A 16,427-nucleotide genomic window follows, 5' to 3' on the forward strand; every position below is an offset into this window, starting at 1 on the left:
AATTCTTCCGGTTATAAATAAAGCACTGCAAGGAGAGATTAAAAAGTGAAGCCAAGAGGCTGAATGTGGGGTAGGAGCGAGGAGAGTGAACAAATTGAGATTAGAAAGATTTCGCAAAATAATAGGTCTTTGTCTCCTTGTTTCTTTAGTTTTTATTGGGTGTTTTAAACCGCTTCGGACGTTTATTTCATCCCCGAAGCAACTTGTTGTTTTTGAAGGGCAACAATCAGAAATAGCTTCATTACCAGTTTTTCAAGCTTCATCTACAGATCGTCATGTGTTTACAGTAAGTTCCAATGAACAAAAACAAGGACTTATGGTAAATCCTCATCAAAATGGTGAAGCAGATATGGTGTTTCAGCTTGCTGGTTTTCCAGTGAAAAAAGTAAATGTGAAAGTATTGAAAGATTTTAAAGTTATTCCAGGTGGACAATCAATTGGTGTGAAGTTAAATACAAAAGGGGTACTTGTTGTAGGCCATCATTTAATTCAAACTGAAAAAGGGAAAGTATCTCCTGGTGAAACGGCTGGTGTGCAAATTGGAGATATGATTACTGAAATTAATGGTAAAACAATTGAAAGAATGAGTGATGTAGCACCATTTATTCATAATAGTGGTGAAACAGGTGAACCGCTTAATCTTGTTTTGTTAAGAGATGGAAAACATATCCGCACTAAGTTAACACCACAAAAAGACAGTGGAGAATCGTCTTATCGTATTGGTTTATATATTCGTGATTCGGCAGCTGGAATCGGAACAATGACATTTGTTCATCCCGATTCTATGAAATATGGGGCACTTGGTCATGTCATTTCTGATAACGATACGAAAAAACCGATTCAAGTCGAAGATGGACAAATTATGCGTTCGACAGTTACATCAATTGAAAGAGGTAGTCATGGGAATCCAGGAGAGAAATTAGCGAGGTTCTCACCAGATCGTGAAGTGATTGGTAATATTACAATAAATAGTCCATTTGGTATATTCGGGAAATTAAATACAAATATACCAAATGGCGTAATGGATAAAGCGATGCCTATTGCACTATCTCATCAAGTGAAAGAGGGACCGGCAAAAATATTAACAGTTATTGATAAAGATAAAGTGGAAGCGTTTGATATTGAAGTTGTAAGTACAGTACCGCAAAAGTTTCCAGCTACAAAAGGCATGGTAATAAAAGTAACGGACAAACGTTTATTAGCGAAAACGGGTGGTATCGTACAAGGCATGAGCGGAAGTCCAATTGTACAAAACGGGAAAGTAATTGGTGCTGTTACACATGTATTTGTAAATGATCCAACATCAGGATATGGTGTTCATATTGAATGGATGTTACATGAGGCTGGAATTAACATTTATGAACAAGAAAGAAAAGCGAGCTAATTATTAATTAGCTCGCTTTTCTGTTGAAAAATTCGTTGAAATTTTGTAAAAGCTCCGCAAGAGGTGTTTTTTGTTGTAAAATAAAAGAAAAGGGTTGAACGTTTCGTTGTATTTCTATGATGGAATGTGCTGCGAAAGGGAATAAATGAGCGATAAACATATTTTTTTGTGATTTTATCGGAAAGTAACAAACTTTAAAAGGGAATTTTCACACAATTGTCGAACAATTCATGTAGCCTAGAAGGATACACATGTCGGAGAATCGATTCGGTAAGGGAGGAAAAGCTGTGGAGAAAATTAAAGTATGTCTTGTGGATGATAATAAAGAATTAGTATCAATGCTAGAGAGTTACGTAGCTGCTCAAGATGATATGGAAGTAATCGGTACTGCTTATAATGGTCAAGAGTGTTTAAATTTATTAAATGATATGCAGCCGGATGTACTTGTTTTAGACATTATTATGCCACATTTAGATGGTTTAGCTGTATTAGAGAAAATGCGACATATTGAAAGGCTGAGACAGCCTAGCGTAATTATGTTGACAGCATTTGGACAAGAAGATGTGACGAAAAAAGCAGTTGACTTAGGTGCTTCATATTTCATATTAAAACCATTTGATATGGAGAATTTAACGAGTCATATTCGTCAAGTGAGCGGTAAGGCGAACGCTACCATTAAACGTCCACTTCCATCTTTCCGTTCAGCAACGACAATAGATGGAAAGCCGAAAAACTTAGATGCAAGTATTACGAGTATCATTCATGAAATTGGTGTGCCTGCTCATATTAAAGGGTATATGTATTTAAGGGAAGCGATCTCTATGGTGTACAATGATATCGAATTACTTGGATCTATTACGAAAGTATTGTATCCAGATATCGCGAAGAAATATAATACAACAGCAAGCCGCGTCGAGCGTGCAATCCGTCACGCAATTGAAGTAGCATGGAGTCGTGGGAATATTGATTCTATTTCGTCCTTATTCGGTTATACAGTATCCATGTCAAAAGCAAAACCTACGAATTCCGAGTTCATCGCAATGGTTGCCGATAAGCTGAGACTTGAACATAAGGCTAGCTGAGAGTAAAGATAGTAAGGGATTTAAGTTTTAGTAAAGCTTAATCATTCTTTAAATTTATACTCGATATTAAATGTAAAACCAATGAACTTTTTATTTAATGACCAATGAATTTTAGAATTCGTTGGTCTTTTTATTTTATTGAGAACAAGAGGATCATTTGATGTCATGGAAGATAAATCCTGTTTTTAGTAATATTACATATAAGTGAGTTTTTTTATTTCCTTCGATTTAAGGGTTTTGAGGTTTTGAGGGAATATATAAATTTATGAGGAAAAATGTAGTGAAAAGAAGGATATGTACAGGAAATACGTGGGTTTGACATCATAATCTCTATAACGTATCGTTGATTGGGAAAAGTTAGAGATATAGGAGAATGGATGAATGACTTTAAAAAAAATAGTGAATCGAGCTTACCCAATCATTGTTATGACGGTGTTTTTATCTATATTTTCAATGATAGTAAGTAAATTTTTTATCCCAAAAACAATTTTGATGAGTGGTGAATTCCCTTATCCGACTGAGGAGTACACTCCAAAAAAAGTCGGTGCTGTTATAGCGGCGACGTTGCTTTTATTTGCGATCTTCTTTATGTATTATAAATTGGTTATTAATACAATGAAAAAAACGTACACAAATATTATGATTGCTTTAGGTATTATAATCATTTTGACGATGGAAATAGTTATTACTTCCATAGCATTTAACCCTGTTGTAGGAGATTATGCCATCCTTAAAGAAGGAATTGTCTCTGTGTTTAAGGGAGATAATCAATTTTTAGAAATGGGACAGCTTTTATTTTATCCATATAATACACATATTGTATTATTAGGAGGATATTTTGCTAAATTGGTAGGAAGCGTAGATGTGGCGATAAAAATATTGCCAATAGTATGTATAACAGGTAGTATTATTTTAAATGTATTGATTGTAAAGAAAATTACAAACTTTAAAGTTGCCCACATATCGATCGTGTTATCTGTGCTAAACATTTTTATATATTGGCAGGCGCCAGTTTTCTATACGCATACATTAGTAATATTTTTTATTTCAGCAACGATGTATACATATTTGTGCTTGAAAACAGCGGAAACAAAAAGGCTGAAGATTATTTTATGGATTTTATTAGGAGTTTTTGCGGCTTGTACTTATATTATAAGACCGACAGCATTGGCGGTAGCGTTAGCGATTTTAATTGAAAATATTTTTAAATTTCGTAAGGAGTATTCTGTAAAGGTGTTAAGTAGTGTTTTATTTTGTTTAATCCTTATTGTAAGTTTTAAAGGTATAACGACAAAGTTAAATCTCAGCACCGATAATGAAATTGAAAAAATTCCATATACCCATTGGGTGCAAATGGGTTTGAATAAAGATACGTATGGTGTTTGGAATCAGGCAGATACAGATTATATTAATGATGAAAATATAAAAAATACAAAGGATTTGGATGAACATAATAAAAAAGTTATAGTCCAGCGTTTTAATGAACTTGGCGTAATGGGTTATGTACAGCATTTAAACGAAAAAATAACTAGAGAATGGGTATCGAGCCAGTTCTCCATGTACCGTATTGGACAATGGTTTGAGCAGAAGAACGACACTGTAACTAATTACGTATCGAACTATAGTACAACGAATTATAAAATCGTTACTGTATATTCGTATGTTATCAAATTATTCGTGTATGGAGCTGTTCTAGCGGCTATTATTCTTTATAAAAAGAAAGATGAAAATGAATCGGAAGTTATACGAATTGCGATGATTAGTACGTTAGGGATGTTTACTTTCTTATTACTATGGGAAACAGCTCCTCATTATACTTATGAGGCATTTGCATTTATGAATATTCCAGCTTCTTTAGGATTGTATAAATTGTTTATGATTTTTAAAAAAGAAAAGAAAACTGCATAATTTGAGTAACTGAAATGAGTAGTAAGAAACCCCTCTTTTATTAAAAGAGGGGTTTTAATTTATTGATTATAAATGTTTGAAGAAAAGATTAAATGGAATCATAGTATATCTGTTAAAGGATTTTAGTAGGGAAGTCATCCGTGATATAATAGAAAATAATAAAAAGCCCTGCAAAACAGGACTGTATTATTCTTCGTCTTTATTTTGTTTTTCTAATTCAACTAACTTTTGAATTAAAATGTGCTGCGGCATATGCATGAGTTGTTCAAGTGGAACACCTAATGCTTTTGATAGGCGGACTGCAGTGTCTGGAGAAATTTGTAATGGTCTCATAGAAGTACCTCCTTTTTCGTATAGTATAGCATAAGATTGGGGGAGTGAGGATGACTCTTATATTTGCACATCGTGGTGCAGCGGGAACGTACCCAGAAAATACAATGATTTCATTTGAAGCAGCTGAATCTTTTAGAGCAGATGGAATTGAGCTCGATGTTCAATTAACGAAAGATGGAAAAGTTGTCGTCATTCATGATGAAACAGTGGACCGGACAACAAATGGAAAAGGTGCGGTTCGTAATTATTTATATGAGGATTTATGTAAATTAGATGCGAGCTATAAATTCGGTGATAAAGTAGGTTTTTGTAAAATACCTCTTTTAGAAGAGGTGTTAGAATGGATTGAAAAAACAGAGTTGCTACTTAATATTGAACTTAAAAATAATAAAATTTCATACAGAGGTTTAGAGGAAGAAGTTATAACGCTTGTACGGAAATGTAATCTAGAAGATCGTGTTATATTTTCCTCATTTAATCACTACAGTATGAAAAGGTGTCATATGATGGCTCCTGATATTCAAACAGCGATTTTATATCGCGAAGGTTTGCATAGTCCGTGGGCATATGCGAAAAAAATGGGCGCCACAGCAGTGCATCCTAATTATCGTTATCTTCAAGATGCCGTTGCTGAATTAACGATGGAGAGTGGTGTAGAGGTTCGCCCTTATACAATTAATGAAGAAACGCTTATGCGTAAATATTTTGACATGAATATTTCGGCGATTATTACTGATTATCCTGAAACGGCAAGAATGTTATTGCCAATAAAAAAATGAGACCGCATGTAACGGTCTCATTTTTTATTTATAAATAGTGGGGCCTTCCTACCTTCTAAAGCGAGCTTGTACTTTATTTCGTTTACGGTCTCGGTGTAAGACGAAGCCTCCGAAGATATAAAACCCGAGCCCGAAGCAGAGAGCGCCGATTAAAAATTGTAACCATAGTATAGAGAGTGGAGGAAATAGAATCCCGAATACAGTATCTCTCATTAACTTAATGCCAAACACAGCTAATGAAATAGGGATGAGTGCTAATGATAGAGCAAGGTAACGCTGCATATAAACGCTCCTTTTCAGATTATTTTGTTTATTTTAATGATGTTATATGAAAAGGGGGTTTGTCAAGAGGGGGCTGAACGAGTAAGATAAGGGTGTGAAAAATTTTGCAGAGATACTTCGAGAGGAAGTGTAATATATGAAACAAAAAGTTTTAATTGTTGGTGCAGGTGAAGGTGGTAGTACACTGCTGAATCTGTTACAAAGTTCAAATATATTTCAAATTATAGGGATTATTGATATAAATCCGATAGCAAAGGGATTACAAATGGCTAAGGAATACGGGGTTACAATTGGAGAGAGTGTAACGCCGTTTCTTTCTATGCATATTGATGTAATGTTTGATATGACGGGTGACGATGATTTACATAAAGATTTAATAAAGAAAAAGCATAAAGATACTCTTCTTATACCAGGTGATATTGCGAAAATTGTTACGAGATTAGCACATGAGAAGGAAGGTTTAATTGGAAAGTTAGAAGAACAGACGCAGCAAGGGGATTTAATTTTAAATTCTACGCATGACGGTATGATTGTGATTGATCGAGAGGGACAAGTACGCCTATTTAATAAAAGTGCAGAGCGTATTATCGGATATAAAAAAGAAGATGCGGTAGGGAAATATATTTTAGAAGTTATTCCGACTAGTAAGTTGCTTCGTATTATACGTACGAAACAAATAGAAGTAAATTATGAACTGACATTAGAGAATGAAAAGAAAATTATTACAACCCGTATTCCAATATTAAAAGAGGGAGGAGAGGTGCAAGGGGCATTTGCGATTTTTAAAGATATAACAGAGGTTGTAGATCTTGCGGAAGAAGTTACAGATTTAAAGGAGATTCAAACGTTACTTGAGGCGATTATCAACTCGTCTGAGGAAGCAATTTCGGTCGTGGATGAAAAGGGAAGAGGATTAGTAATTAACCCTGCGTATACGAAATTAACAGGTTTAACAGAAGAGGACATTATTGGGAAACCGGCTACAACTGATATTGTAGAAGGTGAAAGTATGCATATGAAAGTACTTCGAACGCGTAGGGCGGTACGCGGAATACATATGAAGATTGGACAAAAGAAGCGTGATGTAATTGTAAACGTAGCGCCAGTTATAGTGGATGGGATATTGAAAGGAAGCGTTGGTGTAATTCGTGACGTATCAGAAATTCAAAAGTTAACAAATGAATTGAATAGGGCAAGGCAAATTATTCGAACGTTAGAAGCGAAATATTCATTTGATGACATTGTCGGAAATTCAGATGAAACAACGGCTGCTATTGAGCAGGCGAAACTTGGGGCGAATACACCAGCAACAGTATTACTACGCGGAGAATCTGGAACGGGTAAAGAATTGTTTGCACATGCAATTCATAATGGAAGTAATCGAAAATATAATAAATTCGTCCGGGTAAACTGTGCTGCTATTTCCGAGACTTTATTAGAAAGTGAACTATTCGGTTATGAGGAAGGTGCATTCTCAGGAGCAAAAAGAGGCGGAAAACGAGGTTTTTTTGAGGAAGCGAATAACGGTAGTATCTTTTTAGATGAAATAGGAGAATTGTCTGCAAATACGCAAGCGAAACTCCTTCGCGTGTTGCAAGAAAAAGAAATTGTAAAAGTTGGTGGAACGAAAGCGATACCTATAAATGTCCGGGTAATTGCAGCAACACATGTGAATTTAGAAAAGGGCATTCTAGAAGGAGAGTTTAGAGAGGATTTATATTATCGATTAAATAAAATTCCAATTCAAATTCCGTCTCTTCGTCAGCGAAAAGGAGATATACCAGCAATTGCAGACAGATTGATTCAAAAAATTAACCAAGATTATGGCCGGAATGTAGAGGGGCTCACTGATTCGGCTATTTCATATTTACAATCATATGAATGGCCAGGAAATGTGAGGGAGCTTGAAAACATTTTAGGACGAGCTATTATCTTTATGAATTATAACGAAATATATATTGATGTCCATCATTTACCACCTTTACATACAGAAGAGCAGACTGAGGTAAAACAAAATAAATTATTACCTGAATTAGAAGAAAAGCCACTTGAACATTTAGTGACAGAGTTTGAAGGGCGTATCATTCATGAATGTTTAGAGAGGTTTGATGGAAATAAAACAAAAACTGCAAGAGCATTAGGAATTTCGGTTCGAAATTTATATTACAAGCTAGAAAAGTATGAGTGTGCAAAAAATAGCATGCAATAAATTGCGTACCATGCAATTTATTGCATGGTATACAAAATGCGACAAAAAAAGACAGAATGTTTTGTTATTTTCCAAAGTATTGATTTTACTGCATTTTGAATGCGTTTTCATTATTGGTAAGACCACTTTTAAAAGTTGGCACGGTATTTGCTTTATAAATAGACGAGGGACGACGGAAAGGGTTGATTACAAAATATGAAGTTAGAACACTTAATTGATCAAGCAGCAGGACAGCCTAAAAAAACTGTGGCTGTAGCAGTAGCTGAAGATCATGAAGTAATTGAAGCTGTAGCGAAAGCAATTAAATTACAGCTAGCTCAATTTCGTCTATATGGAAATCAAGAAAAAATAATGGGGATGCTACAAGAACATGGTTTACAAACTTCAGAACACATTGAAGTGATTGCAGCAGCGTCAAGTGCTGAGGCTGCAGAACTTTCTGTTAAAGCTGTAAGAAATGGCGAAGCAGATGTGCTTATGAAGGGAAACATCCCGACAGCAAATATTTTGAAAGCTGTATTAAATAAAGAGTGGGGACTTCGTAAAGGTAGCGTACTTTCACACGTTGCAGCATTTGAAGTTCCAAATTACGATCGTCTTATCTTTGTTACAGATGCAGCGATGAACATTGCACCTGATGTAACACAAAAAGCTGCTATTATACAGAATACTGTAGAAGTTGCCCAGGCAATAGGAATAGATTTGCCAAAGGTAGCACCAATTGCAGCGGTAGAGGTTGTGAATCCTGCGATGCAAGCGACAATTGATGCAGCGATGTTAACTCAAATGAATCGCCGCGGACAAATTAAAAATTGTGTCGTTGATGGACCACTTGCTTTAGATAATGCAGTATCACAAATTGCAGCAGAACATAAAGGCATAGTAAGTGATGTAGCAGGTAAGGCAGACATTTTACTCGTCCCAACGATTGAAGCTGGAAATGTGCTATACAAATCACTCGTATACTTTGCGGATGCAAAAGTAGGAGCTATGATTGCTGGCGCAAAAGCACCGATTGTTTTAACATCTCGTGCTGATTCAGCAGAAACAAAAGTATATTCATTAGCATTGGCAGTTGCGACTGCTTCAAAATAAACCAAAAAGGGTAAAACACTAGGGGGAAACGACAATGACATTAGAAATCTTCGAATACTTAGAAAAATATGATTATGAGCAAGTAGTATTTTGTCAAGATAAAGAATCTGGTTTAAAAGCAATCATTGCAATTCATGATACAACACTTGGACCAGCTCTTGGTGGAACAAGAATGTGGACATATGATTCTGAAGAAGCGGCGATTGAAGATGCATTGCGTCTTGCAAAAGGGATGACATACAAAAACGCAGCAGCTGGCTTAAACTTAGGTGGTGCGAAAACAGTAATTATCGGTGATCCACGTAAAGATAAGAGCGAAGCGATGTTCCGTGCATTAGGACGATACATTCAAGGACTAAACGGACGTTACATTACAGCTGAAGATGTTGGTACAACAGTAGATGATATGGATATTATTCACGAAGAAACTGACTTTGTAACAGGTATTTCACCATCATTCGGTTCTTCTGGTAACCCATCTCCAGTAACTGCATACGGTGTTTATCGTGGTATGAAAGCAGCTGCTAAAGAGGCTTTCGGTACTGATAATTTAGAAGGAAAAGTAATTGCTGTTCAAGGTGTTGGTAACGTAGCATATCACCTATGCAAACATTTACATGCTGAAGGAGCAAAATTAATCGTTACAGATATTAATAAAGAAGCTGTACAACGCGCGGTAGAAGAATTCGGTGCATCAGCAGTTGAGCCAAATGAAATTTACGGTGTTGAATGTGATATTTACGCACCATGTGCATTAGGCGCAACAGTTAATGACGAAACTATTCCACAACTTAAAGCAAAAGTAATCGCAGGTTCTGCAAATAACCAATTAAAAGAAAATCGTCACGGCGACATGATTCATGAAATGGGTATTGTATACGCACCAGACTATGTTATTAATGCTGGTGGTGTAATTAACGTAGCAGACGAATTATATGGATACAATAGAGAACGTGCACTAAAACGTGTTGAGTCTATTTATGACACAATTGCAAAAGTAATCGAAATTTCAAAACGCGATGGCATTGCAACTTATGTAGCAGCAGATCGTTTAGCTGAAGAGCGCATTGCAAGCTTGAAAAACTCTCGTAGCACATACTTACGCAACGGTCACGACATTATTAGCCGTCGCTAATCATTCATATATTACTTTTACAAAAGGTGTGGTTACCTCTTATGAGGTTTCCACCTCCTTTTGAATTTATTAGTGGAGGTAGCAACAGTGTCTTTAAATCGAATTCTTGTTATTAATCCGGGTAGTACATCCACAAAAATTGGTGTTTTTGATAATGAAAGGCCCGTTTTAGAAGAAACTATTCGTCATGACGAAGAACAAATTGGAAAATATAAGCGAATTATCGATCAATATGAGTTTCGCAAAGAAACGATTTTAGAAGTTCTACATTCTCATGGTATTAACATTTCAAAGTTAAACGCAGTTTGTGGGCGTGGGGGATTACTTCGTCCAATTGAAGGCGGAACATACACAGTAAACGATTCGATGTTAGAAGATTTAAAAAATGGGTTTAGCGGTCATCATGCTTCAAACCTTGGAGGCATTTTAGCATATGAAATCGCTTCTGGATTAAATATTCCGGCATTCATAGTAGATCCTGTCGTTGTAGATGAAATGGAGCCGATTGCTCGTATAAGCGGTATTGCTGGTATGGAACGTAAAAGTATTTTCCATGCATTAAACCAAAAAGCGGTTGCTCGTAAAGTGGCTGAAGAATTAAATCACAAATACGAGGATTTAAATTTATTAGTTACACATATGGGTGGCGGTATTACAGTTGGTGCTCATAAAAAAGGAAAAGTTATTGATGTGAATAACGGCTTAAACGGAGAAGGCCCATTTAGTCCAGAGCGTGCGGGTACAGTACCGGTAGGGCAATTAGTGGAGATGTGTTTCTCTGGTGAGTATTACCGTGACGAAATGGTTAAAAAACTTGTTGGACAAGGTGGACTTGTAAGCCTAATCGGTACAAATGATGCAATCAAAGTAGAACAAATGGTTGAAAAAGGTGATCCGGAAGCAACTCTTATTTATAAAGCAATGGCATATCAAGTTGCAAAAGAGATTGGCGGAGCTAGCGCTGTACTTCAAGGGAAAATTGATGCAATCGTTTTAACTGGTGGACTTGCGTACAGTAAAATTCTTGTTGATGAAATAAAAGAACGTGTTGACTGGATTGCAGATGTTATCGTACATCCAGGGGAAGATGAATTACAAGCATTAGCAGAAGGAGCACTTCGTGTATTACGTGAAGAAGAAGCGCCGAAAGAGTATGTTGTACGAGAAAAACAAACAGTAGCTAGGGGTTGAGATAATGGCAAGAGAATATGATTTAGTCATCGTTGGCGGTGGTACTGGTGGATATGTTGCTGCTATTCGAGCATCACAACTAGGTTTAAAAACTGCACTTGTTGAAAAAGAAAATCTTGGTGGTACTTGTTTGCACAAAGGATGTATTCCTAGTAAAGCTCTTTTACGTAGTGCGGAAGTATACGCAACTGCTAAAAAAAGCGAAGAGTTCGGAGTTATTGCAAGTAATGTAGAACTAAACTTTGCGAAAGTGCAAGAGCGTAAAGAGAAGATTGTAACGCAACTTCATAAAGGTGTTCAACACTTAATGAAACAAGGTAAAATTGATGTGTTTGAAGGTATCGGCCGTATTCTTGGCCCATCTATTTTCTCTCCAATGCCAGGGACAATTTCAGTTGAACTTGCAAGTGGAGAAGAGAATGAAATGTTAATTCCAAAAAATGTACTTGTTGCAACAGGTTCTCGTCCGAATTCATTACCAGGTTTAGAATTAGACGGAGAGTATGTAATGTCTTCCGATCATGCTCTAAAAATGGAAACGCTTCCTAGCTCAATTATTATCGTTGGTGGCGGTGTAATCGGTATTGAGTGGGCATCTATGCTTGCTGACTTCGGTGTAGAAGTTACAGTATTAGAGTATGCGAAAACGATATTACCACTAGAAGATCAGGACGTTTCAAAAGAAATGCAACGTCTATTCAAGAAAAAAGGTATTAAAGTGGTAACTGGTGCAAAAGTATTACCAGAAACATTGGTAAAAGATAATGGAGTAACAATTCAAGCTGAACATAACGGTGAGAATAAAGAATTTAAAGCAGAAAAAATGCTTGTATCTGTAGGAAGACAAGCCAATACGCAAAATATTGGTTTAGAGAATACGGATATCGTTGTGGAAAAAGGATACATTCAAACAAATGAGTTTTATCAAACGAAAGAATCTCATATTTACGCAATTGGAGATGTAATCGGTGGCTTACAACTTGCTCACGTTGCTTCTCATGAAGGAATTGTTGCAGTAGAACATATTGCTGGTAAAGAAGTTACACCAATTGATTACTCTATGGTATCAAAATGCGTATATAGCAGTCCGGAAGTTGCTTCTGTCGGTTTAACAGAACAAGAAGCGAAAGAAAAAGGCTATAAGCTAAAAGTAGGTAAGTTCTCATTCCGTGCAATCGGAAAAGCACTTGTATACGGCGAATCAGATGGTTTCGTAAAACTTGTAGTTGATGAAGAAACAAATGACATTCTTGGTGTTCATATGATTGGACCACATGTAACAGATATGATTTCTGAAGCTGGTCTTGCAAGAGTACTTGATGCAACACCGTGGGAAGTAGCACATACAATTCATCCGCATCCATCATTATCTGAGGCGATTGGTGAAGCAGCATTAGCTGTAGATGGAAAAGCGTTACACGCATAAAAATGTGGATTTAGGAGGTTATGAAAAATGGCAGAAGTAAAAGAAAAGCGCCATGAAGAGCTTGGCTTAAGTGATGAGCAAGTATTAGAAATGTTCCGTACGATGTTACTTGCACGTAAAATCGACGAACGTATGTGGTTATTAAACCGTGCGGGTAAAATTCCATTCGTAATTTCTTGTCAAGGACAAGAGGCTGCACAAGTTGGAGCAGCATTCGCTCTTGATAGAGAGAAAGATTATGCATTACCATACTACCGTGATATGGGTGTTGTACTAGCGTTCGGTATGACAGCTAAAGAGCTTATGTTGTCTGCTTTCGCGAAAGCTGGAGATCCAAACTCTGGTGGTCGTCAAATGCCTGGTCACTTCGGGCAAAAGAAAAATCGTATTGTGACAGGATCATCTCCAGTAACAACGCAAGTACCACATGCAGTTGGTATTGCATTAGCTGGAAAAATGGAAAAGAAAGATTTAGTAACGTTTGTTACATTTGGAGAAGGTTCTTCAAACCAAGGTGACTTCCATGAAGGGGCAAACTTTGCTGGTGTACACAAACTACCTGTTATTTTCATGTGTGAAAATAATAAATACGCAATCTCTATTCCAGTTGAAAAACAATTAGCATGTAAAAACGTATCAGACCGTGCAATTGGTTACGGTATGCCTGGATATACAATAGACGGAAACGATCCGCTTGCAGTATATAAAGCTGTAAAAGAGGCAGCAGACCGCGGCCGTCGTGGTGAAGGCCCAACTTTAATTGAAACAGTATCATATCGTTTAACAGCACATTCTAGTGACGACGATGATCGTGTTTATCGTGATAAAGAAGAAGTAGAAGAAGCAAAGAAAAAAGATTCAATTATAACATTTGCAGCTTATTTAAAAGAAGCTGGCGTGTTAACTGAGGAATTTGAAAAACAAATGTTAGACGAAATTATGCATATCGTAAATGAAGCAACAGAATATGCAGAAAATGCTCCGTATGCAGCACCTGAAGATGCATTGAAGCACGTATACGCAGAATAGGGGGGAACGTTTCATGGCTGTAATGTCTTATATTGATGCTATTACATTAGCAATGCGCGAAGAAATGGAACGCGATGAGAAAGTATTTGTTTTAGGTGAAGATGTTGGTAAAAAAGGTGGCGTATTTAAAGCGACACACGGATTATATGATCAATTTGGTGAAGATCGTGCGCTTGATGCACCGCTTGCAGAATCTGCAATTGCTGGGGTAGCAATTGGTGCGGCAATGTATGGTATGCGTCCAATCGCTGAAATGCAGTTTGCCGATTTCATCATGCCAGCAGTAAACCAAATTGTTTCTGAGGCAGCAAAAATTCGTTATCGTTCTAATAACGATTGGACTTGTCCAGTTACAATTCGTGCGCCATTTGGCGGCGGTGTTCACGGTGCATTGTATCATTCGCAATCTGTGGAAGCGATGTTTGCGAACCAACCAGGTTTGAAAATTGTTATTCCTTCTACACCATATGATGCAAAAGGTTTATTAAAAGCAGCAATTCGTGATGAAGATCCAGTATTATTCTTTGAGCATAAGCGTGCATATCGCTTAATTAAAGGTGAAGTGCCAGAGGATGATTACGTATTACCAATCGGAAAAGCAGATGTAAAACGCGAAGGTGATGATATTACTGTTATCACGTACGGATTATGTGTTCACTTTGCTCTTCAAGCAGCTGAAAAGTTAGCGCAAGATGGCATCTCTGCACATGTTCTTGATTTACGTACTGTATATCCATTAGATAAAGAAGCAATCATTGAAGCAGCTTCTAAAACAGGTAAAGTTCTTCTTGTAACAGAAGACAATAAAGAAGGAAGTATTATAAGTGAAGTGGCAGCAATTATTGCTGAAAACTGTCTGTTTGATTTAGATGCGCCAATCGCACGTCTTGCAGGTCCAGACGTTCCAGCAATGCCATATGCACCAACAATGGAAAAATTCTTTATGGTAAATCCAGATAAAGTTGAAAAAGCAATGCGTGAACTTGCGGAATTTTAATCGGGGGGACTATACATGGCTGTAGAAAATATCACAATGCCTCAGCTCGGGGAGAGCGTTACAGAGGGTACAATTAGTAAATGGCTCGTTAATGTTGGCGATCACGTAAACAAGTATGATCCGCTTGCAGAAGTAATGACTGATAAAGTAAATGCTGAAGTACCATCTTCTTTCACTGGTATTGTGAAAGAATTAATCGCTGGTGAAGGTGAGACGTTAGCTGTAGGTGAAGTAGTTTGTGTTATTCAAGTAGAAGGCGCAGATGAAGTAGCAGCGACAGCTGTTGAGGAAAAAACAAAAGAAGAACCAAAGGCAGAAGTAGCTACGCCTGAAAAAGCACCGAAAGCAAAACAACCAACTGATGGAAAACCACGTTTTTCACCAGCTGTTTTAAAACTTGCAGGTGAGCATAATGTTGATTTAGATTTAGTAGAAGGTACGGGAGCAAATGGCCGTATCACTCGTAAAGATATTTTAAAGCTAGTGGAATCTGGAAATATTCCGCAAGCAGGTGCGAAGAAAGCGGAAGCGGTAGCAGCAGTAGTAGAAGCGCGTCCAGAAGCACCAAAAGCAGCGCCAGTAGCACAAAAAGTAGAAGCTGCAAAACCAGTTTCTGTACCAACAATGCCTGGCGATATCGAAATTCCAGTAACAGGTGTGCGTAAAGCAATTGCAGCGAACATGTTACGTAGTAAACACGAAGCACCACATGCTTGGATGATGATTGAAGTAGATGTGACAAACCTTGTGTCATACCGTAATTCAATTAAAGGTGATTTCAAAAAGCGCGAAGGCTTTAATTTAACGTTCTTTGCTTTCTTCGTAAAAGCAGTAGCGCAAGCGTTAAAAGAGTATCCTCAAATCAATTCAATGTGGGCTGGCGATAAGATCGTTCAGAAGAAAGATATTAATCTTTCTATCGCTGTTGCAACAGAGGACGAACTATTTGTACCAGTAATTAAACACGCGGATGAGAAGACGATTAAAGGTATCGCTCGTGAAATTACAGAGCTTGCAGGAAAAGTACGTACGAAATCGTTAAAAGCGGACGAAATGCAAGGTGGAACATTTACAATTAATAACACAGGATCATTTGGTTCTGTTCAATCTATGGGTATTATTAATTACCCACAAGCGGCTATTTTACAAGTTGAATCGATTGTAAAACGCCCAGTAATTATGGATAATGGTATGTTCGGTGCTCGCGACATGGTTAACTTATGTTTATCACTTGATCACCGTGTACTAGATGGCTTAATTTGTGGTAAGTTCTTAGGACGTGTAAAAGAAATTTTAGAAAATACGTCAGAAAATAATACATCTGTATATTAATAAAAAGCTCGCTTATGCGAGCTTTTTATCATCTTATTTCTTCATCTACATCCTACTATATGTATAATATCTTCCCCAGTAATCTTACAATGAACGATTATGTATTAGGAATTTATGAAAATACATTGCTGATATATGGTATATGGATATAAAATAAGAAAAGAATAATTTTTTTGGCAAATCTTACTGACGAAACTGTAGTATAATATATTGTATTGTATGAAAAAGAGAGTTATTCTATATAA

General features: G+C 36.9%; 14 protein-coding genes. 12 read left to right on the forward strand and 2 right to left on the reverse strand.

The window, feature by feature from the left end; genetic code table 11:
• The first annotated feature begins 85 nt into the window (after nt 1–85).
• The 3 genes from spoIVB to FS802_RS20415 all read left to right on the forward strand — a co-directional run bounded on the left by spoIVB (nt 86) and on the right by FS802_RS20415 (nt 4,374).
• Nucleotides 86–1,384 carry a SpoIVB peptidase gene (spoIVB, locus tag FS802_RS20400; protein ID WP_002096319.1) on the forward strand — a complete coding sequence of 433 codons (1,299 nt, stop codon included), beginning with the start codon at nt 86–88 and terminating at the stop codon, nt 1,382–1,384.
• 287 nt (nt 1,385–1,671) lie between these two features.
• Nucleotides 1,672–2,466 carry a sporulation transcription factor Spo0A gene (spo0A, locus tag FS802_RS20410; RefSeq protein ID WP_033657730.1) on the forward strand — a complete coding sequence of 265 codons (795 nt, stop codon included), beginning with the start codon at nt 1,672–1,674 and terminating at the stop codon, nt 2,464–2,466.
• A gap of 381 nt (nt 2,467–2,847) precedes the next feature.
• On the forward strand, nt 2,848–4,374 hold the full coding sequence (locus FS802_RS20415) for a glycosyltransferase family protein (protein ID WP_144525413.1): 1,527 nt from the start codon (nt 2,848–2,850) through the stop codon (nt 4,372–4,374).
• Nucleotides 4,375–4,560: 186 nt separating this feature from the next.
• Here FS802_RS20415 and FS802_RS20420 read toward each other — a convergent pair whose 3' ends face one another.
• Nucleotides 4,561–4,707 carry a YycC family protein gene (locus FS802_RS20420; RefSeq protein ID WP_001247671.1) on the reverse strand — a complete coding sequence of 49 codons (147 nt, stop codon included), beginning with the start codon at nt 4,705–4,707 and terminating at the stop codon, nt 4,561–4,563.
• A gap of 50 nt (nt 4,708–4,757) precedes the next feature.
• On the opposite strand from FS802_RS20420, the gene FS802_RS20425 reads away from it, so the two are divergent.
• The gene (locus FS802_RS20425; RefSeq protein WP_000172570.1) at nt 4,758–5,486 is read left to right on the forward strand and encodes a glycerophosphodiester phosphodiesterase; all 729 of its coding nucleotides are present in this window, start codon (nt 4,758–4,760) and stop codon (nt 5,484–5,486) included.
• A 48-nt stretch (nt 5,487–5,534) separates the two neighbouring features.
• Here the strand turns inward: FS802_RS20425 and FS802_RS20430 are convergent, their stop codons facing one another.
• Nucleotides 5,535–5,768 carry a DUF2627 domain-containing protein gene (locus FS802_RS20430; RefSeq protein ID WP_001190198.1) on the reverse strand — a complete coding sequence of 78 codons (234 nt, stop codon included), beginning with the start codon at nt 5,766–5,768 and terminating at the stop codon, nt 5,535–5,537.
• A gap of 136 nt (nt 5,769–5,904) precedes the next feature.
• Between FS802_RS20430 and FS802_RS20435 the strand changes: the two genes are divergently transcribed.
• The 8 genes from FS802_RS20435 to FS802_RS20475 all read left to right on the forward strand — a co-directional run bounded on the left by FS802_RS20435 (nt 5,905) and on the right by FS802_RS20475 (nt 16,182).
• Nucleotides 5,905–7,977 (forward strand): sigma-54 interaction domain-containing protein, encoded by a 2,073-nt coding sequence (locus FS802_RS20435; RefSeq protein ID WP_000810987.1) that lies wholly within the window; start codon nt 5,905–5,907, stop codon nt 7,975–7,977.
• 195 nt (nt 7,978–8,172) lie between these two features.
• Nucleotides 8,173–9,072, forward strand: a complete 900-nt coding sequence (gene yqiS / locus FS802_RS20445; RefSeq protein WP_000763067.1) for a phosphate butyryltransferase — start codon at nt 8,173–8,175, stop codon at nt 9,070–9,072.
• A 34-nt stretch (nt 9,073–9,106) separates the two neighbouring features.
• The gene (locus FS802_RS20450; protein WP_000171359.1) at nt 9,107–10,207 is read left to right on the forward strand and encodes a leucine dehydrogenase; all 1,101 of its coding nucleotides are present in this window, start codon (nt 9,107–9,109) and stop codon (nt 10,205–10,207) included.
• Nucleotides 10,208–10,294: 87 nt separating this feature from the next.
• Nucleotides 10,295–11,398: a butyrate kinase gene (gene buk / locus FS802_RS20455; RefSeq protein WP_000056196.1), complete on the forward strand. Its 1,104-nt coding sequence runs from the start codon at nt 10,295–10,297 to the stop codon at nt 11,396–11,398.
• Nucleotides 11,399–11,402: 4 nt separating this feature from the next.
• Nucleotides 11,403–12,824: a dihydrolipoyl dehydrogenase gene (gene lpdA, locus FS802_RS20460; RefSeq protein WP_000090438.1), complete on the forward strand. Its 1,422-nt coding sequence runs from the start codon at nt 11,403–11,405 to the stop codon at nt 12,822–12,824.
• Between the two features lie 27 nt (nt 12,825–12,851).
• The gene (gene bfmBAA / locus FS802_RS20465; RefSeq protein ID WP_000852549.1) at nt 12,852–13,853 is read left to right on the forward strand and encodes a 3-methyl-2-oxobutanoate dehydrogenase subunit alpha; all 1,002 of its coding nucleotides are present in this window, start codon (nt 12,852–12,854) and stop codon (nt 13,851–13,853) included.
• 13 nt (nt 13,854–13,866) lie between these two features.
• Complete coding sequence (gene bfmBAB / locus FS802_RS20470) at nt 13,867–14,850, forward strand: 3-methyl-2-oxobutanoate dehydrogenase subunit beta (protein WP_000290073.1); 984 nt, start codon at nt 13,867–13,869, stop codon at nt 14,848–14,850.
• A gap of 15 nt (nt 14,851–14,865) precedes the next feature.
• Nucleotides 14,866–16,182: a dihydrolipoamide acetyltransferase family protein gene (locus FS802_RS20475; protein ID WP_144525415.1), complete on the forward strand. Its 1,317-nt coding sequence runs from the start codon at nt 14,866–14,868 to the stop codon at nt 16,180–16,182.
• Nucleotides 16,183–16,427: the final 245 nt, after the last annotated feature.

This window comes from Bacillus sp. DE0042, from assembly GCF_007680225.1.
GTDB lineage: Bacteria > Bacillota > Bacilli > Bacillales > Bacillaceae_G > Bacillus_A > Bacillus_A wiedmannii.